At 74.2% G+C, this 23,893-nt stretch carries 22 protein-coding genes; 11 read left to right on the top strand and 11 right to left on the bottom strand.

What is annotated here, in order from left to right:
• The first annotated feature begins 93 nt into the window (after positions 1-93).
• Positions 94-1,845 carry an ABC transporter ATP-binding protein gene (locus AB0H28_RS15290; RefSeq protein ID WP_358039428.1) on the top strand — a complete coding sequence of 584 codons (1,752 nt, stop codon included), beginning with the start codon at positions 94-96 and terminating at the stop codon, positions 1,843-1,845.
• Between the two features lie 109 nt (positions 1,846-1,954).
• Here the strand turns inward: AB0H28_RS15290 and AB0H28_RS15285 are convergent, their stop codons facing one another.
• Positions 1,955-2,842, bottom strand: coding sequence for a hypothetical protein (locus AB0H28_RS15285; RefSeq protein ID WP_358039425.1), 888 nt, complete (start codon positions 2,840-2,842; stop codon positions 1,955-1,957).
• A gap of 401 nt (positions 2,843-3,243) precedes the next feature.
• On the opposite strand from AB0H28_RS15285, the gene AB0H28_RS15280 reads away from it, so the two are divergent.
• Complete coding sequence (locus tag AB0H28_RS15280) at positions 3,244-4,431, top strand: hypothetical protein (protein WP_358039422.1); 1,188 nt, start codon at positions 3,244-3,246, stop codon at positions 4,429-4,431.
• Here AB0H28_RS15280 and AB0H28_RS15275 read toward each other — a convergent pair.
• A complete protein-coding gene (locus AB0H28_RS15275; protein ID WP_358039419.1) occupies positions 4,359-4,715 on the bottom strand; it encodes a hypothetical protein in 357 nt (118 codons plus the stop codon). The two genes, AB0H28_RS15280 and AB0H28_RS15275, sit on opposite strands and share 73 nt — an antisense overlap.
• Before the next feature lie 464 nt (positions 4,716-5,179).
• Here AB0H28_RS15275 and AB0H28_RS15270 point away from each other — a divergent pair, with 464 nt between their 5' ends.
• The gene (locus tag AB0H28_RS15270) at positions 5,180-5,434 is read left to right on the top strand and encodes a winged helix-turn-helix domain-containing protein (RefSeq protein WP_358039416.1); all 255 of its coding nucleotides are present in this window, start codon (positions 5,180-5,182) and stop codon (positions 5,432-5,434) included.
• A 437-nt stretch (positions 5,435-5,871) separates the two neighbouring features.
• On the opposite strand, the gene AB0H28_RS15265 is transcribed toward AB0H28_RS15270, so the two are convergent.
• From AB0H28_RS15265 to AB0H28_RS15230, 8 genes are all read right to left on the bottom strand, one after another.
• Entirely contained in the window at positions 5,872-6,597 is a 726-nt protein-coding gene (locus tag AB0H28_RS15265; RefSeq protein ID WP_358039413.1) for an HD domain-containing protein, read from the bottom strand.
• A gap of 7 nt (positions 6,598-6,604) precedes the next feature.
• On the bottom strand, positions 6,605-7,057 hold the full coding sequence (locus tag AB0H28_RS15260; RefSeq protein WP_358039410.1) for an ATP-binding protein: 453 nt from the start codon (positions 7,055-7,057) through the stop codon (positions 6,605-6,607).
• A 208-nt stretch (positions 7,058-7,265) separates the two neighbouring features.
• Entirely contained in the window at positions 7,266-8,615 is a 1,350-nt protein-coding gene (locus AB0H28_RS15255) for a pectate lyase (protein ID WP_358039407.1), read from the bottom strand.
• 16 nt (positions 8,616-8,631) lie between these two features.
• Entirely contained in the window at positions 8,632-9,813 is a 1,182-nt protein-coding gene (locus tag AB0H28_RS15250) for a Gfo/Idh/MocA family oxidoreductase (RefSeq protein ID WP_358039404.1), read from the bottom strand.
• Positions 9,810-11,300 carry a mannitol dehydrogenase family protein gene (locus tag AB0H28_RS15245; protein WP_358039401.1) on the bottom strand — a complete coding sequence of 497 codons (1,491 nt, stop codon included), beginning with the start codon at positions 11,298-11,300 and terminating at the stop codon, positions 9,810-9,812. Before AB0H28_RS15245 ends, AB0H28_RS15250 begins: the two co-directional genes overlap by 4 nt.
• A complete protein-coding gene (locus tag AB0H28_RS15240; RefSeq protein ID WP_358039398.1) occupies positions 11,291-12,592 on the bottom strand; it encodes an enolase C-terminal domain-like protein in 1,302 nt (433 codons plus the stop codon). Before AB0H28_RS15240 ends, AB0H28_RS15245 begins: the two co-directional genes overlap by 10 nt.
• Positions 12,589-14,022, bottom strand: coding sequence for a glucuronate isomerase (uxaC, locus tag AB0H28_RS15235; protein ID WP_358039395.1), 1,434 nt, complete (start codon positions 14,020-14,022; stop codon positions 12,589-12,591). The genes AB0H28_RS15240 and uxaC overlap by 4 nt, the downstream gene beginning before the upstream one ends.
• A gap of 17 nt (positions 14,023-14,039) precedes the next feature.
• Positions 14,040-15,368 (bottom strand): Gfo/Idh/MocA family oxidoreductase, encoded by a 1,329-nt coding sequence (locus tag AB0H28_RS15230; RefSeq protein WP_358039392.1) that lies wholly within the window; start codon positions 15,366-15,368, stop codon positions 14,040-14,042.
• Positions 15,369-15,607: 239 nt separating this feature from the next.
• Between AB0H28_RS15230 and AB0H28_RS15225 the strand changes: the two genes are divergently transcribed.
• The 8 genes from AB0H28_RS15225 to AB0H28_RS15190 all read left to right on the top strand — a co-directional run bounded on the left by AB0H28_RS15225 (position 15,608) and on the right by AB0H28_RS15190 (position 23,129).
• On the top strand, positions 15,608-16,654 hold the full coding sequence (locus tag AB0H28_RS15225) for a LacI family DNA-binding transcriptional regulator (protein ID WP_358039389.1): 1,047 nt from the start codon (positions 15,608-15,610) through the stop codon (positions 16,652-16,654).
• Positions 16,655-16,751: 97 nt separating this feature from the next.
• Positions 16,752-18,095 (top strand): extracellular solute-binding protein, encoded by a 1,344-nt coding sequence (locus AB0H28_RS15220; RefSeq protein WP_358039386.1) that lies wholly within the window; start codon positions 16,752-16,754, stop codon positions 18,093-18,095.
• A 29-nt stretch (positions 18,096-18,124) separates the two neighbouring features.
• Positions 18,125-19,105, top strand: a complete 981-nt coding sequence (locus AB0H28_RS15215) for a sugar ABC transporter permease (protein ID WP_358039383.1) — start codon at positions 18,125-18,127, stop codon at positions 19,103-19,105.
• On the top strand, positions 19,105-19,977 hold the full coding sequence (locus AB0H28_RS15210) for a carbohydrate ABC transporter permease (protein WP_358039380.1): 873 nt from the start codon (positions 19,105-19,107) through the stop codon (positions 19,975-19,977). The genes AB0H28_RS15215 and AB0H28_RS15210 overlap by 1 nt, the downstream gene beginning before the upstream one ends.
• Positions 19,974-20,615, top strand: coding sequence for a hypothetical protein (locus AB0H28_RS15205; RefSeq protein WP_358039377.1), 642 nt, complete (start codon positions 19,974-19,976; stop codon positions 20,613-20,615). Before AB0H28_RS15210 ends, AB0H28_RS15205 begins: the two co-directional genes overlap by 4 nt.
• The gene (locus AB0H28_RS15200) at positions 20,612-21,538 is read left to right on the top strand and encodes a DUF6807 family protein (protein ID WP_358039374.1); all 927 of its coding nucleotides are present in this window, start codon (positions 20,612-20,614) and stop codon (positions 21,536-21,538) included. Before AB0H28_RS15205 ends, AB0H28_RS15200 begins: the two co-directional genes overlap by 4 nt.
• Positions 21,535-22,518 carry a sugar kinase gene (locus AB0H28_RS15195; protein WP_358039371.1) on the top strand — a complete coding sequence of 328 codons (984 nt, stop codon included), beginning with the start codon at positions 21,535-21,537 and terminating at the stop codon, positions 22,516-22,518. The genes AB0H28_RS15200 and AB0H28_RS15195 overlap by 4 nt, the downstream gene beginning before the upstream one ends.
• Positions 22,515-23,129: a bifunctional 4-hydroxy-2-oxoglutarate aldolase/2-dehydro-3-deoxy-phosphogluconate aldolase gene (locus AB0H28_RS15190; RefSeq protein WP_358039367.1), complete on the top strand. Its 615-nt coding sequence runs from the start codon at positions 22,515-22,517 to the stop codon at positions 23,127-23,129. Before AB0H28_RS15195 ends, AB0H28_RS15190 begins: the two co-directional genes overlap by 4 nt.
• Here AB0H28_RS15190 and AB0H28_RS15185 read toward each other — a convergent pair.
• Positions 23,122-23,886: a hypothetical protein gene (locus AB0H28_RS15185; protein WP_358039364.1), complete on the bottom strand. Its 765-nt coding sequence runs from the start codon at positions 23,884-23,886 to the stop codon at positions 23,122-23,124. The genes AB0H28_RS15190 and AB0H28_RS15185 overlap by 8 nt on opposite strands.
• Positions 23,887-23,893: the final 7 nt, after the last annotated feature.

Raw genomic sequence — 23,893 nt, 5'->3', positions numbered from 1 at the left:
TTCCCTCATGTTGAGGTAACCTCAGCATCGACCCCAGGACAGAGGAGCACCCCCTTGGCTCACACCTCCGACGGCCGCGGAGCCGGCCGAACCGTGTCCGCCGCCGAGAAGGCCCAGGCCCGCGACGTCTCACTGCGCCGCATCGGCGGGCTGTTCGCCGCCCACCGCGGCCCGCTCGCCGCCGTGGTGGCGATCATCGTGGCGTCCTCGATCATCGCGATGGCGTCGCCGTTCCTGCTGCGTGCCGTGATCGACGAGGCGCTGCCCGAGCGCGACCTGACCCTGCTGGTCTGGCTGGTCGCGGCCATGGTCGCGGTGGCCGCCGTGACCGCCGTGCTCGGCGTCGCCCAGACCTGGATCTCCACCCGGGTCGGCCAGCAGGTCATGCACCGGCTGCGCACCGACGTCTTCGCCCACCTCCAGCGGCAGTCGATCGGCTTCTTCGTGCGCACCCGCACCGGCGAGGTGCAGTCCCGCATCACCAACGACATCGGCGGCATGCAGGCCGTGGTCACCTCCACCGCCACCTCGATCGCCGCCAACCTCACCACAGTCGTTGCCACCACCGTCGCGATGCTGGCGCTGAGCTGGCGACTCACGCTCGTCTCGGTGCTCGTGCTGCCGCCCGCGCTCTGGCTCACCCGCCGGGTCGCCCGGCTGCGCCGGGAGATCACCGCCCGTCGCCAGCGGGAGTTGGCCGACCTCACCGTGACCATCGAGGAAGGGCTGTCGGTCAGCGGCATCCGGCTGGCCAAGACGCTCGGCACCGGAGCGGCGCTCGTCGACCGGTTCACCGCCTCCTCGGCCCGCCTGGTCGACCTGGAACTGCGCTCCGAACTGGCCGGCCGCTGGCGGATGGCCGCCATGACGATCGTCTTCGCCGCCATCCCCGCGGTGATCTACCTGGGCGCCGGCCTGCCCGGCACCGCCGGCACGCTCACCATCGGCACGCTCGTCGCCTTCACCGCGTTGCAGGGCAACCTGTTCCGCCCGCTGATGGGCCTGCTCAACGTCGGGGTCACGCTGACCGCCTCGCTCGCGCTGTTCGCCCGCATCTTCGAATACCTCGACCTGCCGGTGGAGGTCGCCGAGCCGGCCCGCCCGGCGATGCTGGACCCGGCCACCATCCGGGGCCACCTGCGCGTCGAGGAGGTCACCTTCAGCTACCCGGGCAGCGACACCGCCGCGCTCGCCGGCATCAGCCTGGACGTCCCGGCCGGCACCAGCCTGGCCCTGGTCGGCGAGACCGGCTCCGGCAAGAGCACACTCGCCGCCCTGATCAGCCGGCTGCACGACCCGGACGCCGGCCGGATCACCATCGACGGCGTCGACCTGCGCGACCTGCGCCTGGCCGACCTGGCCGCCGTCGTGGGCGTGGTCAGCCAGGAGACCTACCTGCTGCACGCCACCGTGCGCGACAACCTCCGGTACGCCCGCCCCGACGCCACCGACGCCGAGATCGAGGCCGCCGCGCGCGCCGCCCGCATCCACGACCTGATCGCCGCGCTGCCCGACGGGTACGACACCATGGTCGGCTCCCGCGGCCACCGCTTCTCCGGCGGCGAGCAGCAGCGCCTGGCCATCGCCCGGACGCTGCTGCGCGACCCGAAGATCCTGGTCCTCGACGAGGCGACCAGCGCGCTGGACACCGAGACCGAGCGCGCCGTGCAGCGGGCCCTGGACGAGCTGACCCGAGGCCGCACCGTGGTCACCATCGCGCATCGGCTGTCCACCGTGCGCGACGCCGACCGGATCGCCGTGCTCGACCACGGCCGCATCGTCGAGTCCGGCACCCACACCGCCCTGCTCGACCGCCAGGGCCGCTACGCCACCCTGCACGGCTGACCGGCGCGGCGCGCTCGGCGCGTCGATCTCGGTGGTGGCACCCCGGTGTCAGGTGGAGAGCGGCACCTCACCGCACCACCGGTTGAGGATCGACACGAGCGGGGCGGGTTCAGGGGGTGGGAGGTCCCGGGGCGTCCGGCGGGCGCTGGGCGGGGGCCGGGCGTGGGGTGGGCGGGGGCAGCAGCGGCTCCAGCGGGGTGAACGCCTCCACCGGAGCGCCCGGTCGTGGTCCACGCCGCGTCGCCCCGCTCGACGGGCGCACGTGCCCGGCTGCGGGGCGTGCCGCCCCGGGCGGGGGGCCGGCCGCGTGCCCGGCCGGGCGGCCCGCGTGTGCCGGGTCGGGTCCGGGGGGCTCGGGCGGGTCGGGCGCGACGCGCTCCTGTGCGTACTCGGCGCGCCGCCGGGCCAGGTCGCGCTCGCACTCCAACGCGATGCGCTGTTCCCAGTAGGGCTGGAGCAGCCGGCGCACCCGCTCGTCCAGCTGCACCGTGACGTCCGGCTCGCAGGCGAACGTCACCTCGCCGCGCGCGTACCTCCAGGGTGGCGGGTCGTCGGCGGCCAGCGCCGCGGTCAACGCGGTGAGCAGCTCACGTGGGCGGTGCGGCGGCACCTCGACCGCGCAGCGCAGCGCCAGGCGGTGCAGGCGCTGCGTCGCCTGTGGCTGGAAGTAGTCGACGTACCAGCCGAACAGCTCCGGGCGGGCGGTGTCGGAGGACCAGGTGAACGTGGCCCGGACGCCGAACACGTAGACCTGCCCCTGCGCCGGCACCACCAGCGGCGCCGGGAACCGCCGGTCGACGGTGGTCAACGGCGCCGCCGGCTCCTCGGTCCACCACAGGCGCCGCAGCGTCGGCTGCGCCCCGGCCCAGAGCCTGCGGGCGCGCCCGCCCGCCGCGCCGCCGAGCGCCCGCGCCCGGTCGGTCCAGCGGCGCCGCCGGCCGCCGACGGGTACGCCGGGTGTCGGCCGCCTGCCGGCGTGTCCCGGCTCTTTGCTCATCGCACCCCTCTCCGCCGGCCGGCAGCCACCCGCCGGAAGTCGCGGTTCGGCGGCTGCGGGCCGGTCTGGTGAGGGGTGTGCGGACCGCCGGGCACGGCGATCCGTGACTCAAACTAACAACTGCCTTCGGCCGTGGCCGGCAGCCGCGCGGACGGCAGGTCCGGCACATGACCGGCCGATCGGACGATGCCCGCCATAGTCCTGTTGACGGGACTGCGCGCCGAGTGTCTGTTAGCGTGCTCATGCGGTCGGTCCCGTCGATCGGACCGACCGTCCAAACCAGACGATCTCGCATCGTGATGTCTTGATTCCGCTAGGTGGCGCTTCTAGCGTGAGGCTCCGCATTCCGTCCGGTGGTGGGGCGCCGCCGGCAGGAATGCGCTCGTCACTGTGGGGTGTGCATGCTGATCGCCGGAGCCGTACCGGTCACGAGCGTCATGGCGGAACTAGGTGCCGAGCGTTCCCTGTTCCACTCCGAGGCCGACTTCCAACACGCGTTCGCCTGGACCGTGCGCCGGCTCGACGGGAGCATCCGGGTCCGCCTGGAGGTGCGCCAGGAGCAGAACGAACACCTGGACCTGCTCTGCCACGGCCCGGGCGGCCGGACAGCGGTCGAGGTGAAGTACTTCACCGCCCGGTGGAACGGCGTGGACCCGCGCACCGGCGAGGAGTACGGCCTACGCCATCACGCCGCCGCCGACGTCCTCCGACACCGCTTCGTCGCCGACATCGAGCGGCTGGAACGCTTCCGAGGCGCCGGCCCGGCCGGAGCGAACGGCCTCGCCGTTCTGCTGACCAACGACCAGGGCCTGTGGCGGGCGCCGGTCGCCGACCGGCCGACCCGGGACCGCGAGTTCCGGCTCCACGAGGGCCGGCGGCTCACCGGCGTCCTCAGGTGGGGGCTCGACGGGCGCTACTTCCTGCCCAACGAGCGTCACCTGAGCGGCGACTACCGGCTCGACTGGCGGGACTTCACCCGCCTGCCGGGACGCACGGCCAGTTCCGCTGGCTCGCCGTGCCGGTCGACGGGAGGCAGTGACCGCATGTGTGTGCAGGCTCGCCAGGAAACCGGACGGACCGTCGGGTTCCTCAGATCGCTCGCCGAGCGGCGGTACGACCGGGTGTGGACTCCCGCCGTCCTGCGCGGCGCCCCGGACGTGCAGGGCTTCGCCGTCCTGCACCACGGCGCGCTGTCGCTGGTCTTCGGCGCGGCCGTCCACGACGATCCGCCCCGCTGCCTCGTCCGGATGGCCTGCGCCGCCGGCGCGGACGTGTCCGACCTCGCCGAGGCGACGGTTTGGGCCGACATCAGGAACCAGTTGACCGACGAAGGTCACTACCACTGCGTCGCCACGACCGACCGGAGCGCCTGCCACGTGGTGTTCACCCGGGACGTGCGGCGTCCGCTGGCCGAGGACGTGACCGCCCCCGGGTCGCGGGCGGTACGCGACCTGCTCGACGGCGCGCTCGCGGCGTGCGTATACAACGCCAGGGCCGACCACCGCGACCTGTCCGCCTATCTCGCGGCCCGCCCGTTGGAGCCGACCGAGGCCGACGTGCGGACCCTGTTCGACTGCGCCCGGGGCTGAACCACCCGCACCGCGCGGCGCGGTGGCACCGGCTCCTCGGCCGGCCGCAGCCGGGCGAACCGGACGAAGATCTCCCGCCTCGCGGTGGCGACGCCCCGCCGGTCGAGGACGTAGCCGGTCAGCCAGGTCCAACCGGTGTACGTCAGCTCGGGGCCCACCGCCGCGACCCGGAACGTCAGCGCGCGGTCGCCGCCGAACTGCACCGAGGCGCTGCCGTCGACCCGCAGCAGGGCGCCCGGGCGTGGACGCGCCGCTACCAGTGACCCTGGTTCGGTGGGCGGCACTCGCGGGCGTGCATCGCCTGCCAATCGCGCAGCGCCCGCTTCAGGCGTTCGTTCTCCACGGTCAGTCGGCGTAACTGCCGGTGCAGGTCGGTCAGTTCGTCGGCGACCTCGGTCTGGAACGCGCGTACCTGCTCGGCGTCGACGCCGCCGGCGCGGGTCGAACGCGCGGGTGCGGGCCTCGTGCGGGGTCAACCGGGCCGGCAGGCCGGTCCCGAGGAGCCGGCCGGAGCGATACACCTCGGTCACGTCGGTCCTTTCTGAGGCAGGCGGAAGCGCGGAGGGCCGGTGCGGTGGGTCGGGACGGGCACGCGCACCCGCCCCGGCCGGGGGAAGCCTCCGCGCCTTGTTGCCACGCAAGGGGAGAGGCGCTTCTCAACTTAGCTGCCCCAGTCACCCTAGTCAGACAGCGAGTTGTTGCGGGGTGTCGTTGCGTGATCGAATTGGCGTGCCACGCAGGGGGAGTCATGCCGATTACCGCTGACTACATCCGGATCGCCGACGGGATCGTCGCCGATGTCAGGGCCAAGAAGCTCAAGCCGGGCGACAAGCTGCCCTCGATCTCGCAGCTCGCCGCGACGCACGCGGTCAGCCCGTCGACCGTCAAGCAGGTCTACGTCCGGCTCGAAGCCCTGCGGGTCATCCGGCGGCATCAGGGCAAGGGTGTCTTCGTGAACGACCCGAAGCTCTGGATGCGCGAGCCGCAAGCACCCGGCTCGTAAGGGGAACATCCTGTGCCATGCCGGGCATCGTACCGGCACCTGTCCATATCAGAACTTTTCGGAAACAGTACCTGGTCGCAGTCTGCTCGCCGGTCGCCCGAGGCGGCCGGCGCCCAGCCATCACGCACTGTAATTGATGGGTGTTTGGCTGGTGTCGGCGAGACGATCATCCTGGTCGGATGTCGGGACGGGCTTCGCCGTCCGACGATGAGAGGAGGGCCCGCGCGCGCACCATCCCGTGCGTTGACGGGGACCACCGCCCTCTTCATGGCAGCCGGCACGGTCCTGACCGCCCATCGCCGAGTCCAGGCGTCCACCCGTTGACCCCGCCGCCGCCCGCTTGGCCCCGCCCGCCCCGCTGTTTCACGGAAAGAGCGGCTAATTCCTCCGCCATGGCCACTCTTTCCGTGAAAGAGGCCGCTGGTGGGGGTGGGGGGTCAGGTGGGGTGGTCGAGGATGGCGCTGAAGCGTTCCTCGGCCAGGTCGAGCTGGGCGAAGATGTGCCGCTTGACCGGGGCGGACAGCGGCGTGTCGGGGCGGGCGATCAGCTCGCGGAAGACCGGGACCAGCGGGCGGTACTTGGCCGCCGAGCGGGCCACCTTCGGGCCGACGGTGTGGATCACGCCGACGCCGTTGTCGGTGAAGTCCGACACCTTGATCACCCGGGCCCAGGGCTCCCGGTCCAGGCTGGCCGCCACGTGCTCCCGGTACTGCGTGTCCCGGTCCCGGCCCGGGTCGTAGACCGGGTTGGTGACCGCCGCGACGAGCCGCGCCACCCGTGGGCCGAACCGGTCGGCCAGCGCGGCCAGCGCCGCCCCGGTCACGTCGTCGTCGCCGGGCGATCCGGCGCCGGCCAACTCGGCCGGGTGGTCCTCCACCGCGTCGTGCAGCAGCCCCGCGACGATCACGTCCACGTCCCGCACCTGGTAGTGGTGCATCAACCGGATCGCCACCCGCAGCAGGTGGTTCAGGTAGGGCTCGCGGACCCGGCGGTTGTCGCGGTGCAGGTCGGCGGCGAGATCCAGCGCCTCGGTCAGCCGGGCGCGCGCGGCCTCGTCGAACGCCTCGACCTCCAGCCGGAAGCGGGCCAGCAGGCCGGGCTCGCCGTGGATCTCGGTGATCGCGTGCATCGGCATGGTGGCCAGGTACGCGGGAAACTCCATGCGTCCCTTATAGCTGATCTTCGCGGCCGGTGGATGTCGGCTGGCCGACCCGCGGGCGGTCCCCGCCGGTCAGCCACTTGACCAGTCGTACGCGGGTGCCCTCCGGGGTGCCGACGATGGTCGCCTCGTCCATCACCCGGGCCATGATCAGTCGCCCTCGGCCCCGGTCGCCGCCGTCGTCGTCGGTCGGCCGCCAGCCGCCGTGGTCGCGTACCTCGATCTCCAGCCGGTCGTCGCGCAGCTCGACCCGCAGCGTGGTGATCCCCTCGGGCGCGAAGCGGTAGCCGTGCTCGATGGCGTTGGCGCACGCCTCCCCGGTGGCGATCAGCACCGTCTCGACGTCCCACTCGCCGACACCGTGGGCGTGCAACCAGCCGCGCAGCCGCTCCCGGGTGGGCGCGAGCCGGCCGGGATCGGCCGGGAGGTCGATGGTGAGGAACCGTGACGTCCCACCCGTCACGTCCGGTCCTCCGTCCCGCGCCCGGCGCCCACTCGCGCTGTCACCCCCTCCTGTCCCCACCGAGGGCGGATTCATGCCACCCGCGGCGAGGACGTCAAAGGTGATCATCGCGCATCGCGGGCGGCGTGTCAGCCGACACCCCCGAGCAACCGGGTCGGGCCGGCGTCCCGGTGGGGGAGACGCCGGCCCGCGCGCGGGGCGGCCCGGGTCAGAGCGGCAGTCGGCCGGCGCCCGCCCAGGCGTCGACGGCCAGCGGGACCAGCGGCGTCGGCAGCGGCGGCGCGGCGCGCCGGGTGGGCGTCCACCCGGCGTTCCCGCCGAGGTCCGGGTCGTGCACCGCGTTGTACGCGGCGCGCAGGTCCACCGGCCGGGGCCGCCGGTCGCCCCGCCGGACCCAGCTCCCGCGCTCGGTGAGCGCGGTGCCGCCCCAGTCGTGGATGAGATCCGCCGGGTCGACGTCGTCGGCCAGGGTGAAGAAGTTGTTCTCCGCGTATATCGCGGACTGCACGCCGACGCCGAGGGCGTACTCGAAGCCGACGCCGCCGAGCCGGTAGTGGTTCTCGTGCACATCGACCTGGCCGAAGCGCACCCGGGGCAGCCGTTGCCAAGAGCCGTCGAAGAGGTTGTGGTGCACGGTGACCTTCAACCGGCCGACGTCCGGGCCGACCGTGTTGGAGGAGCCGATCAACATCAGCTTGTCCCGGCCGACGAACCGGTTCCAGGAGGCGGTGACCAGGCTGGCGGTGTGCGTGACGTCGAGCGAGCCGTCGTGCACCTGCCAGGGCCGGCCGAAGTGGACCGGCTGGGCGTCGTCCGGGTTGTCGCCGTCGGTGAACGTGTTGTGGTCCACCCAGACGTGCTCGCTGCGCCGTACCGAGATCTGGTCGTACTGGGAGTTCCAGTTGCCGGCGCCACCGTCGGTGGGGGACCAGGCCGGGAAGCAGTCCCGGGCGTCGACGAACTCCAGGTTGCGCACGATCACGTTGGCGACCCGGTCGATCATCAGGGTCAGCCCGGTGAGCCGGGCGCCGCGCAACCCGACGATCGTGGTGTTGGACCCGACGTTGATCTGCGTCTGCCGGGTCTGGGCGGCCACCGACCGCACCCGGGCCGCCTCCAGCGGCCCGCTCGGGTCCACCCGTCCCCAGACCGCCGGGTCGTACGCGGCCAGGTAGGCCGGCAGCGAGTACTCCGGGTCGGCCAGGTCCGCGCAGTCGAGGAGCGCGCCGTCGGGCCCCTCGAACCCGTCGACCCTGCCGGCCACGTAGATGATCTTCGGAGTGGCGTCGGCGGCGTTCGTGGCATTGTCCCCGCCGAGCGCGGCGACCAGCTCGGCGCGGGTACGCACCACGCGCACCCGGTCGGCGGTGGCGGCCGAGCCGCCGGTGGTGCCGGCGCCCTCGGCGGCCCAGCCGTCGTTCGCCGCCAGCGCCTGGCGGCCGATCAACTCCGCCGCCCGGCTCGGTGTCGCGCTCGCGGGAGCGGCCGGCGCGGGCGCGGCGACGGTGAGCGTGAGCGCGGCGGCGAGGACCGCGGCGCCGAGTGTTCGGATGCGCATGACTCGTTCCGTCCTGTCAGATGGTGGGTGGGATGGGCAGGTCCACGTCGTACGGCCGGGCCGCCCACGGCACCCCGGCCTCGGACGGCAGCGCTCCGTCGCGCGCCGCCGTCCGCAGCACCTCGTTCACGCCCCGGATGACCCGCACCCGGTCCGGCCCGTCGCCCACCGTGCGCACCACGTCACCGTCGAGCAGCGTCGGCTCCGGGGCGTCCCGCAGCGCGTCCAGCACCACGGTGAACGGCCCGGTACGCGCCAGCGGCGCGATCAGCGGCACCCCGCTGGCCCGGTGGTCGAGCAGGTTCGCCAGCAGCCCCCGCCGGCCGGGCACGGCCCGGAGGCGGGCGTCGCCGGGCAGGCACAGCCGGTCGGTCGGATATTCCAGGACCGCCCGTCCCCGCTCGCCGGTGACCAGCACGTCCCCGGCGACGTGCCGTTCGGCGGCCAGGGTGAGCGCGGCCAGCACCGGCGGGCCGGCGTGCGGGGTGAGCCGCAGGATCGCGGTGTCGTCCACCTCGATCGGGCGGACCCGGTAGCGCTCCACCTCGATCCGGGCCGGCCGCACCGGCGCGCCGGTCACCGCCTCGGCCACCGCCAGGCACTGCATCAGCGCGTGCGCGAGCGGGTTGGCCAGCGCGCCGTCGAGCGCCGGGCGGCCGTCCACCGACCGGCGTCCGGCCCAGCCGGAGCGCGCGTAGTAGGCGTCGGGGCGCTGCCAGGCGGCGACCGTGGCGATGCCGGTGACCGCACCGAGCCGGCCGGCGGCCAGCGCGCCGGTCAGCTCCGACAGCGCCGCCGAGCCGAGCGCCTGGAAGTTGACCTGCACCGCCCGCCCGGCGGCGGCGGACGCGGCCAGCAGCGCCCGGTGCTCGGCCAGGTCGAGCACCGGCGGCTTCTCCAGCAGCAGGTCGGCGCCGGCGGCGAGGACGTCCCGGGCGATCGGCAGGTGGGTGTGCGGCGGGGTGCAGACCACCACCACGTCGGGGCGGGACGTGGCGAGCATCGCCCGGTGATCGGTGAAGATCTGCGTCCCGGGTGGCGTCGGTGCCTCCGGTTCGGGCTCCGGCGCTCGCACGTCGACCAGGGCGGCCAGCCGCAGCCGGCCGGCGGCGTGCAGCGCGGCGATCACCCGCCGGTGCCACCGACCGTGCCCGTTCGCGCCCACCAGCGCCACCCGGGGCGGCCCACCGCCGCTCACCGGGCACCGGCCAGCGTGGCCCGGACGCCGTGCCGTTCCAGTGCGGTCAGCCAGCCGGTCACGTCCGCCCGGAACTCCTCGTCGGCGGTCAGCTCGGCGGGGAAGACCTCGCGGACCGCGAAGACCGCGTCGACCACGCCGGTCGGGGTGTGCCGGCCGGCGGCCAGCGCGGCGCGCAGCCGGTCGGCGAGCGGGTCGTCCAGCGGCAACGGGCTACCGTCGTCGGCGTGCCCGTGCAGGAACCGCAGCCAGGCCGCCACCACCAGCGCGCTGCACCGGGCCGGCCGGCCCGCCGCGCGCAGGTCGGCGACCGTGTGCAGGACCCGCTGCGGCAGCTTCTGCGAGCCGTCGGCGGCGACCTGCGCGGTGCGGTGGCGGATCGCCGGGTTGCCGAAGCGGGCGAGCACCTGCTCGCCGTAGTCGGGCACGCAGACGCCGGGCGGCGGGGTGAAGCTCGGCGCGATCTCCTCGGCGACCAGCCGCCGCAGCACCGCCTCCAGGTGCGGCAGCGCCAGCGCGTCGAGCACCGTCTCCGCACCCGCGACGGCGCCCAGGTAGGCGGTGGCCGAGTGCACCCCGTTGAGCGCGCGCAGCTTCAACCGTTCCCACGGGCCGGCGTCGTCGGTGAGGATCGCGCCGGCCCGCTCCCAGGCGGGCCGGCCGCCGGGGAAGTCGTCCTCGATCACCCACTGCGACCACGGCTCGGCCGCGACCGCCGCCAGGTCGGTCACGCCGAGCGCCAGCCGGGCGGTCTCCCGGGTCTCGTCGGTGCTGGCCGGCACGATCCGGTCGACCATGGTGCCGGGGCAGGTGAGCTGCGCCGCCACCCGGGCCAGCGTCGCGTCGGGCGTGCCGGCCAGCGCCAGGCACTGGTCCACCAGGCCGCGCAGCCGGCGTCCGTTGGCCGGCAGGTTGTCGCAGCTCACCAGCGCCAGCGGCCCGGCGTCGGCGGCGGCGCGGGCGAGCAGCCCGCGTGCCAGCAGCCCCGGCACGGTGCGCGGCGGCCGGTCGGTGGTCAGGTCGGTGGTCAGCTCCGCGTCGGCGGCCAGCGCGCCGGTCACCGGGTCGAGCTGGTAGGCCTTCTCGGTCACGGTGAGCGTGACCACCCGGATCGCCGGGTCGGCGAGCAGGCGCACCACCGCGTCCGGGTCGCTCGCCGCGTGCCGCACCCCGGCCAGCGCGCCGACCACCCGGGTCGACGCGCCCCCGGCGGCGAGCGTGGTGACGCTGAACAGCGCGTCCTGCGCGGCCAGCGCCTCGACCACGTCGGTGCTGCGCGGCGCGACGCCGACGATGCCCCAGTCGCCGCCGGCCGCGCCGACCGCGGCCTCGGTGTGCACGGCCTGGTGGGCGCGGTGGAACGCGCCGAGCCCCAGGTGGACGATGCCGGCCGGCACGGTGCCGGGGCGCACCAGCGGCCGGCTCGCCTCGGGCAGCCGGCGCAGCGTGGCCAGTCCGAGCCGGCCGGTGTCGACGGTCAGCGCCATGCCGGGCCGTCCGGGAAGCGGAACTGCGCGATCGACTCCGGCCGCATGGTCGCGCTGTAGCCGGGCGCGGTGGGCAGCAGGTAGCGCCCGCCCCGGGTGCGGACCGGGTCGACGAAGTGCTCATGCAGGTGGTCCACGTACTCGACCATCCGGCCGTCCAGGCCGGTGCTCACCCGCAGGTGGTCGAAGACGGCGAGGTGCTGCACGTACTCGCACAGCCCGACCCCGCCGGCGTGCGGGCAGACCGGCACCCCGAACTTCGCCGCCAGCAGCAGCTCGGCGAGCACCTCGTCGACGCCGCCGACCCGGCACGCGTCGACCTGCATCACGCCGATCGCCTCGGCCTGGAGCAACTGCTTGAAGATGACCCGGTTGGCGGCGACCTCGCCGGTGGCGACCCGGCACCGGCCGCCGGACAGCTCGGTCACCGCGCGGGCGATCCGGGCGTGCCCGAGCACGTCGTCGGCGTGTGTGGGCTCCTCGATCCAGTACGGGTCGACCTCGACCAGCACCGCCATCGCGGCGATCGCCTCGTCGACGTCCCAGACCTGGTTGGCGTCCATCATCAGCAGCGCGTCCGGGCCGATCTCGGCCCGGATGATCCTCGCCCGTCGCAGGTCGTCGTCGAGCCGCCCGCCGACCTTCATCTTCACCGCGCGCCACCCCGCCGCGTACGCGTCGCGGGTCAGCGCGCGCACCCGCTCGTCCGGGTAGCCGAGCCAGCCGACCGAGGTGGTGTAGGAGGCGAAGCCGTCGCGTTCCAGCGCGGCGAGCCGGTCGGCGAGACCGTCACGGCCCTTGTCCAGGATCGCCGCCGCCTCGTCCGGGGTGAGCGCGTCGGTGATGTGGTGGAAGTCGACGGTTGCCACCAGCTCGTCGGTCGGCGTCTCGGCGAGGTACCGCCACATCGGCTTGCCGGCGAGCTTGGCGCGCAGGTCCCAGACCGCGTTGACCAGCGCGCCGGCAGCCATGTGGATCACCCCCTTCTCCGGGCCGAGCCAACGCAGCTGCACGTCGGCGGTGAGCGAGCGCCAGAACGCCACCGGCTCGGCGGCGATCTCGGCGACCGAGCGCCCGCGCACGTGGTGGGCGAGCGCGCGCACCGCCGCGCAGGTGATCTCGTTGCCCCGGCCGTTGGTGAAGGTGAACCCGCCGCCGGTCGGCCCGCCGTCGGTGGTCAGTTCCACGTAGGTGGCCGAGTAGTCACCCCGGTTGATCGCGTCCGACCCGTCGCCGCTGGCGGCGGTCGGGAAGCGCACGTCGTGCACCGCGACGTCGACGATCCTGGTCATGACCGCTCACCTCCGAACTTGAAGACCTGCTTGGGCAGCCGGTAGGCCAGGTCGACGATGGTCTCGGCGGCCTCGTCGGCGGCGAGGCGGTGCTCGGCGACCAGGCGGGCCAGGAAGCCGGCGTCGACCCGGCGGGCCACGTCGTGGCGCACCGGGATGGAGCAGAACGCGCGGGTGTCGTCGACGAACCCGGCGGTGTTGTAGAAGCCGGCCGTCTCGGTGACCGCCTCCCGGAACCGGCGCAGCACCTCCGGCGAGTCGAGGAACCACCAGGGCGCGCCGAGGCGCAACGCGGCGTAGCCGCCGGCCAGCGGCGCCAACTCCCGGGTGAAGGTGTCCTCGTCGAGCGTGTAGAGCACCACGGTCAGCCGGCTGTCGTTGCCGTGCGCGTCCAGCAGCGGGGCCAGCCCGTGCACGTAGTCGGTGGCCTGCGGCACGTCGCCGCCGACGTCGCGGCCGTGCCGGGCGTGCAGCCAGCGGTTGTGGTTGCGCACCGCGCCGGGGTGCACCTGCATCACCAGGCCGTCGTCGAGCGACATCCGGGCGAACTCCAGCAGCATGTGCGCCCGGAACGCCTCCGCCTCGCCCGCGTCGGCCAAGCCGCGCCGGCCCTTGTCGTAGAGCGCCGCGGCCTGCGCCGGGTCGAGGTCGAGGGTACGGGCGGTGGGGTGGCCGTGGTCGGTGGAGGTGGCGCCGGCGGCGGCGAACGCGGCCCGGCGCGCCCGCAGCGCGGCCAGGTAGCCGGCGTACGTGCCGGTGTCCTCGCCGGAGACGTCGGCGAGCCGGTCCACGTTGGCCGCCCAGCCGTCGAACTCCATGTCCACCACGTCGTCGGGGCGGAACGTGGTGACCACCCGTCCGCCCGGCCCGCCCCAGCCGTCGGCGGCGAGCTTGGCGTGCCGGCCCAGGTCGTCCAGCGGCGACTCGGTGGTGGCGAGCACCTCGATGCCGAAGCGGGTGAACAGTTCCCGGGGCCGGAACGCCGGCTCGGCGAGGCGGGCGGCGAGCGCGTCGTAGACGGCGTCGGCGGTGGCCGGGGACAGCGGCGTGTCCACGCCGAACACGTTGCGGAACGTCTGTTCCAGCCACAGCCGCGACGGGGTGCCCCGGAACAGGTGCCAGTGCGCGGCGAAGCGCCGCCAGATGGCCCGCCCGTCGGTCTCGACCGGGCTGCCGTCGACGCTCGGCACGCCCAGGTCGGCCGGGGGCACGCCCTGGCTGAGCAGCATCCGGGTGAGGTAGTGGTCGGGCACGATCAGCAGCCGGGCCGGGTCGGGGAACGGGCGGTCCTCGGCCAGCAGCGCCGGGTCGACGTGCCCGTGCGGGGAGATGATCGGCTGCTCGGCGGCCAGCGCGTACAGCTCGCGCGCCAGGGCGCGCTGGCCGGGCTCGGCGGGCAGCAGCAGATTGCTGGGGGAGATGATCGGCACGGGGGAGGGCTCCTCGGTCAGGGCAGGGTGAGCAGGTCGGCGACCCGGACGGGCGCGCCGGTCTCCAGCGAGCGGTTGGCGGCCAGGCCGGTGAGCAGCGCCAGCGCCCCGTCGTACGCGGTGGCGGCGCGGCCGAGCGGGTCGGTTTCGCCGCCGAGCAGCACCCCTGTCATCCGGGCGTCCGCGCCGCCGTGCCCGCGCCGGGTCCAGCCGTCCACCGGGATCTGGACCGGCGGTTGCCAGAACGGCCGCAGGGTGAGCCGGGCCGCGCCGCGCTCCACGGCGGCCTCGTCGCCGTGCAGGGCCGCGCCCTTGAGCGCGGACGCGCCGCCGGGGCTGACGTGGTCGCTCTCGGTCACCTCCAGTTCGAGGCGGCCCCGGCTGCCGTTGACCATCACCCGGTAGCCCTCCCAGGGCGCGTACGCGGTGAGGTGGTAGGTCATCGTGGCGCCGGTGGAGTAGCGGGCCAGCACCGCGAGGTCGTCCTCGATGGTCACGCCGGGGGCGAAGACGTTGCGGTCGCGGTGGTAGCCGTCCTCGGCCTCGGCGTCGAGGTAGAGCTCGCGCAGCCGGGGGTGCTCGGCCAGCCGTAGCGCGAACGGGTCGCCGGCGGCGTCGGGGGCGCCGTGCGCGCGGTCGTAGTCGCGGGCGTAGCCGTGCCGGCGGCCGGCCTCGCCGTAGAAGAACAGCCGGCCGGCCGCGTGCACCTCGACCGGGCGCGCGTCCAGCCACCAGTTGACCAGGTCGAAGTGGTGGCTGGCCTTGTGCACGAGCAACCCGCCGGAGGTGGCCTTGTCCCGGTGCCAGCGGCGGAAGTAGTCGGCGCCGTGGCGCACGTCGAGCAGCCACTCGAAGTGCACCGAGCCGATCTCGCCTACCGCGCCGTCGGCGAGCAGCCGCCGGAGCTGCTCGTGCAACGGGTTGTAGCGGTAGTTGAAGGCCACGGTGACCTGCCGGCCGGTTTCGGCGACCGCGTCCAGGATGCGCCGGCAACGGGGCGCGTCGACGGTCATCGGCTTCTCGGTGACCACGTCGCAGCCGGCCCGCAGCGCCGCCACCACGTACTCGTCGTGGGTGACGTCGACGCTTGTCACCAGCACCACGTCGACCCGCTCCTTCGCCAGCATGGCGGTGAAGTCGGCGGCGGCGTACGTGGGCACCGGCGGGTGGCCGAGGTCGGTCAGCCAGCGGTTGTGCGCGTTCATCCGGGTGTGGTTGACGTCGGCGAGCGCGACCAGCTCGGCGGTGTCGGCGTGGTCGAGGGCGAGCGCGCGGACGAACATCTCGGCGCGCGCTCCGGCGCCGACCAGGGCGTGGCGGACCCGTTTCCGGGCCGGTGGTGACATGACGTCGGCCTCCCGTGATGCTGCAAAGGTTTGCAGCCGAAGAAACCATGTCGACCGATGTCTCGTCAACGGTCGATGAACAACTCGACCCATGTATCCGTATTCACGCCTCATTGCGCGCCCGCCGGGCGTGGCACCGCAATCGAGACGTAACAATGGACCGTTGACATGAGAGCAACCGTTTGCATTAATTGGCGGCACCCACGTGACCCCCACCACATCGGACGAGGGAGCCCGCCGTGCCAGCCACCATCCGGGACGTCGCCCGGGCCTCCGGCGTGCACATCTCCACCGTCTCCCGCACGTTCTCCGCCCCGCACCTGGTCAACCCGGAAACCCGGGTCCGGGTGCTGGCCTGCGCGGAGGACCTCGGCTACCGACCCAACCGGGCCGCCCGCGCCCTGATCACCGGCCGGACGCACAACATCGGCCTGATCGTGGCCGACATCGCCAACCCGTTCTTCCCGCCGCTGATCAAGGCGGCGGAGGGGCAGGCCCGGCAGCGCGACTACCACGTGTTCGTGGCCGACACCAACGAGGACGTGATCGCCGAGGAGGACCTGGTCCACGCGCTGGCCAAGCAGGTCGACGGCGTGCTGCTGTGCAGCCCCCGGATGAGCAACAGCCTGATCGAGCAGGTCAGCCGCGAGGTCCCGGTGGTGGTGATCAACCGCCAGGTCGCCGGCCTGCCCTGCGTGATGATGGACGTCGGGCAGGGCGCCCGGGCCGCGATCGAGCACCTGCTCGGCCTCGGCCACCGGCGGATCGCGCTGCTCGGCGGCCCGCGCGGCTCGTGGACCGCGCGGGAGATGCGCCGGGCCGCCTCGGCCGCCGCCCGGGCCGGTGGCGCCGAGCTGACCGTCATCGGCCCCAACCAACCCACCGAGACCGGCGGCGGCGCCCTCGCCGAGCAGGTACGCCGGGGCGGGGTCACCGCCGTGCTCGCCTACAACGACCTGATGGCGATCGGCCTCATCGAGGGGCTCGACGCGCTGGGGCTGCGGGTGCCGCAGGACGTCAGCGTGATCGGCGTCGACGACATCGCGCTGAGCCGGCTCACCCGCCCCAAGTTGACGACGGTGGCCACGCCGACCGCGGCCGCCGGCCGGACGGCCGTCGACATGCTGCTGCAACTCGACTCCGACGCGCCACGCGGCGCGCGGGGGCGGGGCGCGGCAGCCAGCGACCGTCGCACCACCGCACAGGTAATGCTCCAGACCGTACTTGTCGTCCGCGACTCGACCGGGCCCGTGCCCGAGCCCGGTCGGGACGGCGCCGGGGCCTGAGCAGGTGGCCCGGGCCCGCATAGCGGTGCGGACCCGGGCGGCCCGTGGACGGCCACCGGTGACGTCGTCGCCTCCCACAGCCGAGGAGTGAGCGCAGATGCACCCCGCAACGTCCCCCACCGCCGGCATACCCGCTGGGCGGAATCACCGTACCCCCCTGTCCCGACGTCGATTCGTCCGCGGCCTCGCCGCCGTCGCGTTGGCCGCGCCGCTCGCCCTCGGCGCGGCCGGCTGCGGCGACGACTCCGGCGGCGGCGACGGCGGCCAGGTCACGCTCTCCATCTTCTGGTGGGGCGGCGAGGCCCGGGCCAAACTCACCGAGGACGTCCTGGCCCTCTACACCAGGAAGCACCCCGAGGTGACCTTCGAGAAGACCTGGCAGGCCAACCAGGGCTACTTCGACAAGCTCGCCACGCTCACCGCCGGCGGCAACCCGCCCGACCTGTTCCAGATCGACGACAACTACCTGGCCGAGTACGCCGGCCGCAGCACCACGCTCGACCTGGGCAGCTACCGCGACTCCGGCAAGCTCGACGTGGCGAAGTTCCCCAAGAGCCTGCTGGAGTACGGCGTGGTCGACGGCAAGCTCGCCGGGGTGGCCGCCGGGGAGAACACCCAGGGCCTGGTCTACAACAAGACGCTGCTGGTGGAGAACGGGCTGCCCGAGCCCACCACCGGAACGAGCTGGGAGGAGCACATCGCCTGGGCCGAGCAGGTGGCGAAGAAGACGAAGGTCCCGGGCACCCAGGACCCCAGCGCCGACTACAAGGCGCTCTGGGTCTGGCTGCGCCAGCAGGGCAAGGACCTCTACCAGGGCAAGGAACTCGGCTTCACCGTCGAGGACGTGACGAAGTGGTTCGAGCTGTGGAAGGGCGCCCGGGACGCCGGCGCCACCCCGACCGCGGACGTCATCCACCAGGGCAACGCCAGCGACGTGACCAAGCAGCTCGTGGTCACCGGGAAGGCGGCCACCTCCTGGGTCTGGGTCAACCAGATGCCGGACCTGAAGAAGAACACCAAGGACGAGTTGGGTGTGGTCGCCTATCCCGGTGACCCCAGCGGCCAGTGGGCCCGCGCCTCGATGTACTGGTCGGTGTTCAAGGGCAGCAAGCACCGCGACGCCGCCGTCGACGTGATCAACTTCCTGAGCAACGACCCGGAGGCGGTCGCGCTGCTCGGCACCGACCGGGGGCTGCCGTCCAACATGGACCTGCGGGCCAAGGTCAGCGAAACCGCCACCGACCCGGCCATGAAGCAGTCCATCCAGGTCGAGACCGAGCTGGCGCAGAAATTCGGCCCGTCGCCGCAGGTGCCGATCAAGGGACACAGCAAGGTCAAGTCCGAGCTGGTCAAGGCCGCCGAGAACGCCCAGTACGGCCGGGTCACCCCGGCGCAGGCGGCGGAGCAGTTCGTCACCGCCTGCAGGTCCGCGATCGCCTGACCCGCCGCCGAGAAGAAAGGAACCGGCCCGTGGCCCTCACCACGGCACCCGGCCGGACCCCCCGGACCGGACCGGTCGGCCCCCACCCCACGCGGCGCGGGGCCGGCCGGGCCCGGTACGGCGAGGGCCTGGCGGGGTACGTCTTCCTCTCGCCCTGGCTCATCGGACTGATGGGCATCACGGCGATCCCGATGCTGCTCTCGCTCTGGCTGAGCTTTACCGACTACGACATCCTCACCCCGCTGTCCGAGGTGCGCTGGGTCGGGCTGGCGAACTACGAACGGATGTTCACCGCCGACCCGTCGTACTGGCACGCGGTGCGGGTCACGCTGACGTTCGCGCTGGTCGCCGTGCCGCTGAAGCTGGCCGCCGCGCTCGGCGTCGCGCTGCTGCTCAACCGCGCCTGGCGCGGCGTCGGGCTGTTCCGCGGCCTGTTCTACCTGCCGTCGCTGCTCGGCGGCAGCGTGGCGCTGGCCATCGTCTGGGTCAACATGTTCAACCGGGACGGCGCGTTCAACTCGTTCCTCGCGCTGTTCGGCATCGAGGGGCTGCCCTGGGTCGCCGACCCGGACTGGGCGCTGCAGACGCTGATGGTGCTGGCGATCTGGCAGTTCGGCGCGCCCATGGTGATCTTCCTGGCCGGGCTCAAGCAGGTCCCCACCGAGCTGTACGAGGCGGCGGCGGTGGACGGCGCCGGAGCCTGGCGCCGGTTCCGCGCGGTCACCCTGCCGATGCTCTCCCCGGTGATCTTCTTCAACCTGGTGCTGGAGACCATCCACGGCTTTCAGGGCTTCACCGCCGCGTTCGTGCTCAGCAACGGCACCGGCGGCCCGGTCGACTCCACCCTGATGTACACGCTCAAGCTCTACATCTCCGGCTTCACCGACCTGGAGATGGGCTACGCCTCGGCGATGGCCTGGGTGTTCCTGCTGGCCATCGCGCTCATCACGGCCGTGTTCTTCAGCACCGGCCGGTTCTGGGTGCACTACTCGGACGGGGGGAACGACTGATGACCGCGGCGACCGCCGGTCCGGTCCGCCGTCGCCCGCGCCACCGGCAGGCGCTGCGCCTGCTGGTGCTCGTGGCGATCGTGGCCGTGGTGCTCTACCCGCTGATCTGGATGCTCGGCACCTCGGTCAAGTCGCCGGCCGAGATCGTCAACAACATCGGCCTGCTGCCGGAGACGTTCACCCCCGGCAACTACGTCGACGGCTGGACCAACTTCGACGTCAGCTTCGGCCGGTTCTTCCTCAACAGCGCCATGGTCAGCCTGCTCACCGTGGTCGGCAACGCGCTGTCCTGCCTGCTGGCCGCGTACGCCCTCGGCCGACTGCGGTTCCGGCTGCGCTCGGTGTGGTTCGCCGTCATGATCGGCACCCTGCTGCTGCCCGGGCACGTGCTGATCGTGCCGCAGTACATCCTGTTCCGCAGCCTCGGCCTGGTCGGCGGCGACTGGCCGTACCTGCCGCTGCTCATCCCGCACTTCCTGGCCACCGAGGCGTTCTTCGTCTTTCTGATGGTGCAGTTCATGCGCGGCATCCCGCGCGAGCTGGACGAGGCCGCCAAGATCGACGGCGCCACGCCGTACGGCGTGTTCCGGCACGTGATCCTGCCGCTGAGCCGGCCCGCGCTGGTCACCACCGCGATCTTCTCGTTCATCTGGACCTGGAACGACTTCTTCCGGCAACTGGTCTTCCTGTCCACGCTGCAGGACTACACCGTCCCGGTGGCGCTGACCCTGTTCATCGACTCGACCAGCCAGAGCGCGGTCGGCCCGATGTTCGCCATGTCGGTGCTGTCCCTGCTGCCGGTGTTCCTGTTCTTCCTCGCGTTCCAGCGGATGCTAGTCGAGGGCATCAACACCAGCGGGCTGAAGGGATGACCACCGCGCCCAGCCGCCGGGACTGGCGGGACACCGTGGCCGAGGCGGCCGACCTGGCGTTGCTCGGCCTGGTCGTGGCGGTGGCCGCGCTGCCGCTGCTCACCCTCGCCCCGGCCGTCGCCACCGCCGCCGCCGCGCTGCACGACCGGTCGGTCACCGGGAGCTGGCCGCCGCCGCGGACCAGCCTGGCCCGGTTCGGCCGGGCGCTCCCGGCCGGGGCGGCGGTCAGCGCCGTCGCGCTCGCCGCCGTCGCGCTCCTCGCCGCCGACCTGCTCGCGCTGGCCACCGGCCGGGTGCCCGGCGGCGGGCCCGCGCTCGCGGTCACCGCCGTCGCGGTCGCGGCCCTGCTCGGGTACGCGGGCCTGGTCGCCGTCGCGGTCGGGCGCACCGGCGGCCGGGGCTGGCGGGCCGCCGCCCGGCACACGGCCCGCACCTGCGCGCGGCACCCCGGCGCCTGGGTCGCCGCCGCCGGGACCTGCGGCGTCGCCGCGCTGCTGGCCGTGCTGGTCACCCCGGTCGCGGTGCCGATCCTCGGCGGGTACGCCCTCGCGGCGGTGCACGCGGTCGACGCCCGCCGCCGGGCGCGTGCCGCCGGACCGGCGGAGGTGCCGGCACCGCTGCGGCCGGAGGCGTCGTGACCGGCCGTCCCCGCGCCGCCGCGTCCGCTGCCGGCCCCGTCGAGCCCGGTGACCGCGCGCCGGGTGGCGCCGCCGCTGTCGAGCCCGGCCCGGAGCGCCTGGCCGTCGCCGGCGTCGAGGTGGCCCGCTACGTGGTCCGGCCCGACCTGGACTCCCGGCACGGACCCCGGCCCTACCTGCACCCGGTGCGGACCCGCGCCGGCACCCCGGTCACCGACGCGCTGCCCGCGGACCACGTCTGGCACCTCGGCGCGTCCCTGGCCGTGCCGGACGTCGACGGCGCCAACCTCTGGGGCGGCCGGACCTACGTACGCGGCACCGGCTACACCTGGCGCGACGACCACGGCGTCATCGTCCACACCGGCTGGCGGGAGCGGGCCGCCGACCGACTCGACCACTACCTGCGATGGCGGGACGCAACCGGCCGGACGCTGCTGCGCGAACGCCGCCGGCTCACCGCCGCCCCGGCCGGCGACGACGGGTGGTGGCTGACGCTGACCAGCACGCTCACGTCCGCCACCGGCGCCGACGTCCACCTGGGCAGCCCGGCCACCAACGGCCGCCCCGGCGGCGCCGGCTACGGCGGCTTCTTCTGGCGGGCGGTCGCCGACGCCGAACCCCGCGTCTTCACCGGTGAGGCGACCGGCGAGGAGGCGGTCAACGGCTCGGTCGCGCCGTGGCTGGCGCTCGCCGGCACCGCGCCCGACGGCGGCCCGTACACGCTGGTGTTCACCGGTCTGGGGCCGGGCGACAGGTGGTTCGTCCGCACCGCCGGGTACCCGGGCGTCTGCGTCGCGTACGCCTTCGACCGGCCGGCCGTGGTCGCCGCCGGCACACCCCGCCGCAACCGGCACCGGGTGCTTGTCGTCGACGGCCACCTCGCCCCGGCCGCCGCCGCGGCCCGCCTCGCGGCGCCGTCATGACCGAGCCGGAGGTCGCCTGTGTGGGGGAGAGCATGGTGGTGCTCGCCCCCGACGACGGCGGGCCGCTGCAACACGCCGCCCGGCTCACGGTCGGCGTCGGCGGCGCCGAGTCGAACGTGGCGATGGGGCTGGCCCGGCTCGGTCACCACGCCGCCTGGGTGAGCCGGGTCGGCGACGACCCGTTCGGCCGCCGGGTGGTCGCCGAGATCGCCGCCGCCGGGGTCGACATCGGCCTGGTCACGATCGACCCGGCCGCCCCGACCGGTGTCTACCTCAAGGACCCCGGCCCGGCCGGCACCCGGGTCCACTACCACCGGGCCGGGTCGGCGGCGAGCCGGCTCTGCGCGGCCGACCTCGCCGACCCCCGGCTGGCCGGGGCGCGGCTGCTGCACCTGTCCGGGATCACCGCCGCGCTCTCCGACTCCTGCCGGGACCTGCTCGCGCACGCGCTGGCCGGGCGGGCGACGCCCGGCGCCCGGGTCACCTTCGACGTCAACCACCGCCCCGCGCTCTGGCCCGCCGGCCGGGCCGCCCCGGTCCTGCGGGAGTTGGCCGACCGCGCCGACGTGGTGCTCGTCGGGCTGGACGAGGCCGCCACGCTCTGGGGCAGCGCCGACCCGGCCGCCGTCCGCGACCTGCTGCCCGGGCCGGAACTGGTGGTGGTCAAGGACGGGCCGGTCGGCGTCACCGCGCTGCCGCGCACCGCGACGGCGGTCTTCGTGCCGGCGTTGCCAGTGGCCGTGGTGGAACCGGTCGGCGCCGGGGACGCGTTCGCCGCCGGCTTCCTCTCCGGGCTGCTGCGCGAGCTGGACCTGCGATCCTGTCTCCGCCTGGGCCACCTCACCGCGGCGCCGGTGCTGGCCGTGCCGGGCGACACCGCGCCACCGCCGGACCCGGCCGGCATCGCCCGGGCGCTGGCGCTGACCGACCGGGACTGGTCGACGCCGGTGCGGCGTCGCGACGAAGGGAACCACAGATGACCGGGCACGACTTCGCACCGCTGTTCGGTGACGCGCGGGTGATGGTGATCCTGCGCGACCTGCCGCTGGCGGAGACGGTTCGGCTCGCGGAGCTGGCCTGGGACCTCGGCATCGACGTGGTGGAGGTGCCGATCCGCACGCCGGGGGCGGTGCCCGCGCTGCGCGCCGCCGCCGCGGCCGGCCGGCGCCGGGACCGGATCGTCGGCGCCGGCACGGTCCGCACCCCGGCCCAGGTCCGCCAGGCGGTCGGCGCCGGGGCGGCGTTCACCGTCGCGCCCGGCCTGGACCTGGCGGTCGCCGACGCGGCGCGCAGCTACGGCATCCCGCACCTGCCCGGCGTGGCCACCCCCACCGAGGCGCAGCAGGCGCTCGACCACGGCCTGGTGTGGCTCAAGGCGTTCCCGGCGGTCAGCCTCGGCCCGGCCTGGTTCCGGGCGGTCGCCGGGCCGCTCCCGGAGGCCCGGTTCGTGGCCACCGGCGGCATCGACGCCGGCAACGCGGGGGACTTCCTGGCCGCCGGCGTCCGGGTGGTGGCGGTCGGCTCGGCGCTCACCGACCCGGCGCAGCTCCCGCGCCTGGCCGAACTCGCCACCGGCCGCCCGGTCAGCTGACCGGGCGGCCGGACGTCGTCACCGTGACGCGCACCGCCTTGACGATCGCCGGGATCGACCCGACCAGCAGCACCAGCGCCCAGATCAGCGCCACCACGGCGAACACCACCGCGCCGAGGTCGTCGACGACGCTGACCAGGATCACCGGCACCAGACCGTGCAGGAACTGCAGCACCACGGTGCACAGCAGCGTGGTCGACGCCAGCAGCACCAGCCCCTTGTTGCGCAGGAAACGCGGCTGGGCGGCCAGCAGCAGCCCGGCCCAGACCAGCTTGAGCAGCAGCACCAGGCCGAGCAGCACGGCCGCGTCGTCGACCGGGAAGAACCCCCACACCGCCAGGTAGGCCAGGGTGCCGAACGGAGGCGCCAGGAACAGCGAGACCATCACGGTCAGCTCCACGAACGCCACGACCAGCAGGACCAGCGACACCAGCAGCAGCACGACCGAGAAGACCAGCGTGGCCACCCCCTGGACCCGGCCCTGCACGCGGTCCGGCAGCACCAGGCTCAGCGCGAACAGCCCGGTGGTCCAGAGCGCCACCACGTCGATCAGCGCCAGGTGGCCGGTGCCCCGGCCGGACGGCTCGGCCACCCCGCCCACGTCGCCCAGCTCGACGCCGAGCTGCCCGGCGCGCTCGCGCAGCGCCGCACCCGCGTCCCCGCCGCCGGTCAGCGCCGCCGCGCCCAACTCCACGGCGACCACCAGCGCCACCACGAACAGCGCCAGCAGCAGGAACGGTTTACGCAGCTCACCCATGTCGCGC

Origin of the sequence: Micromonospora sp. NPDC050980, from assembly GCF_040653835.1 — a bacterium.
In the GTDB taxonomy this organism is placed as follows: domain Bacteria; phylum Actinomycetota; class Actinomycetes; order Mycobacteriales; family Micromonosporaceae; genus Micromonospora.
Note: the sequence above shows the minus strand (reverse complement) of the source record. Positions and strands in the feature narration are given on the sequence as shown.

Excerpts from the sequence above, each read along its gene's own strand:
- AB0H28_RS15205 (WP_358039377.1), top strand. The coding sequence starts at position 19,974 with ATGACCACCGCGCCCAGCCGCCGGGACTGGCGGGACACCGTGGCCGAG.
- AB0H28_RS15210 (WP_358039380.1), top strand. The coding sequence starts at position 19,105 with ATGACCGCGGCGACCGCCGGTCCGGTCCGCCGTCGCCCGCGCCACCGG.
- AB0H28_RS15220 (WP_358039386.1), top strand. The coding sequence starts at position 16,752 with ATGCACCCCGCAACGTCCCCCACCGCCGGCATACCCGCTGGGCGGAAT.
- AB0H28_RS15185 (WP_358039364.1), bottom strand. The coding sequence starts at position 23,886 with ATGGGTGAGCTGCGTAAACCGTTCCTGCTGCTGGCGCTGTTCGTGGTG.
- AB0H28_RS15230 (WP_358039392.1), bottom strand. The coding sequence starts at position 15,368 with ATGTCACCACCGGCCCGGAAACGGGTCCGCCACGCCCTGGTCGGCGCC.
- AB0H28_RS15245 (WP_358039401.1), bottom strand. The coding sequence starts at position 11,300 with ATGGCGCTGACCGTCGACACCGGCCGGCTCGGACTGGCCACGCTGCGC.
- AB0H28_RS15190 (WP_358039367.1), top strand. The coding sequence starts at position 22,515 with ATGACCGGGCACGACTTCGCACCGCTGTTCGGTGACGCGCGGGTGATG.
- AB0H28_RS15270 (WP_358039416.1), top strand. The coding sequence starts at position 5,180 with ATGCCGATTACCGCTGACTACATCCGGATCGCCGACGGGATCGTCGCC.
- AB0H28_RS15265 (WP_358039413.1), bottom strand. The coding sequence starts at position 6,597 with ATGGAGTTTCCCGCGTACCTGGCCACCATGCCGATGCACGCGATCACC.
- AB0H28_RS15285 (WP_358039425.1), bottom strand. The coding sequence starts at position 2,842 with ATGAGCAAAGAGCCGGGACACGCCGGCAGGCGGCCGACACCCGGCGTA.
- AB0H28_RS15280 (WP_358039422.1), top strand. The coding sequence starts at position 3,244 with ATGCTGATCGCCGGAGCCGTACCGGTCACGAGCGTCATGGCGGAACTA.
- AB0H28_RS15240 (WP_358039398.1), bottom strand. The coding sequence starts at position 12,592 with ATGACCAGGATCGTCGACGTCGCGGTGCACGACGTGCGCTTCCCGACC.
- AB0H28_RS15255 (WP_358039407.1), bottom strand. The coding sequence starts at position 8,615 with ATGCGCATCCGAACACTCGGCGCCGCGGTCCTCGCCGCCGCGCTCACG.
- AB0H28_RS15195 (WP_358039371.1), top strand. The coding sequence starts at position 21,535 with ATGACCGAGCCGGAGGTCGCCTGTGTGGGGGAGAGCATGGTGGTGCTC.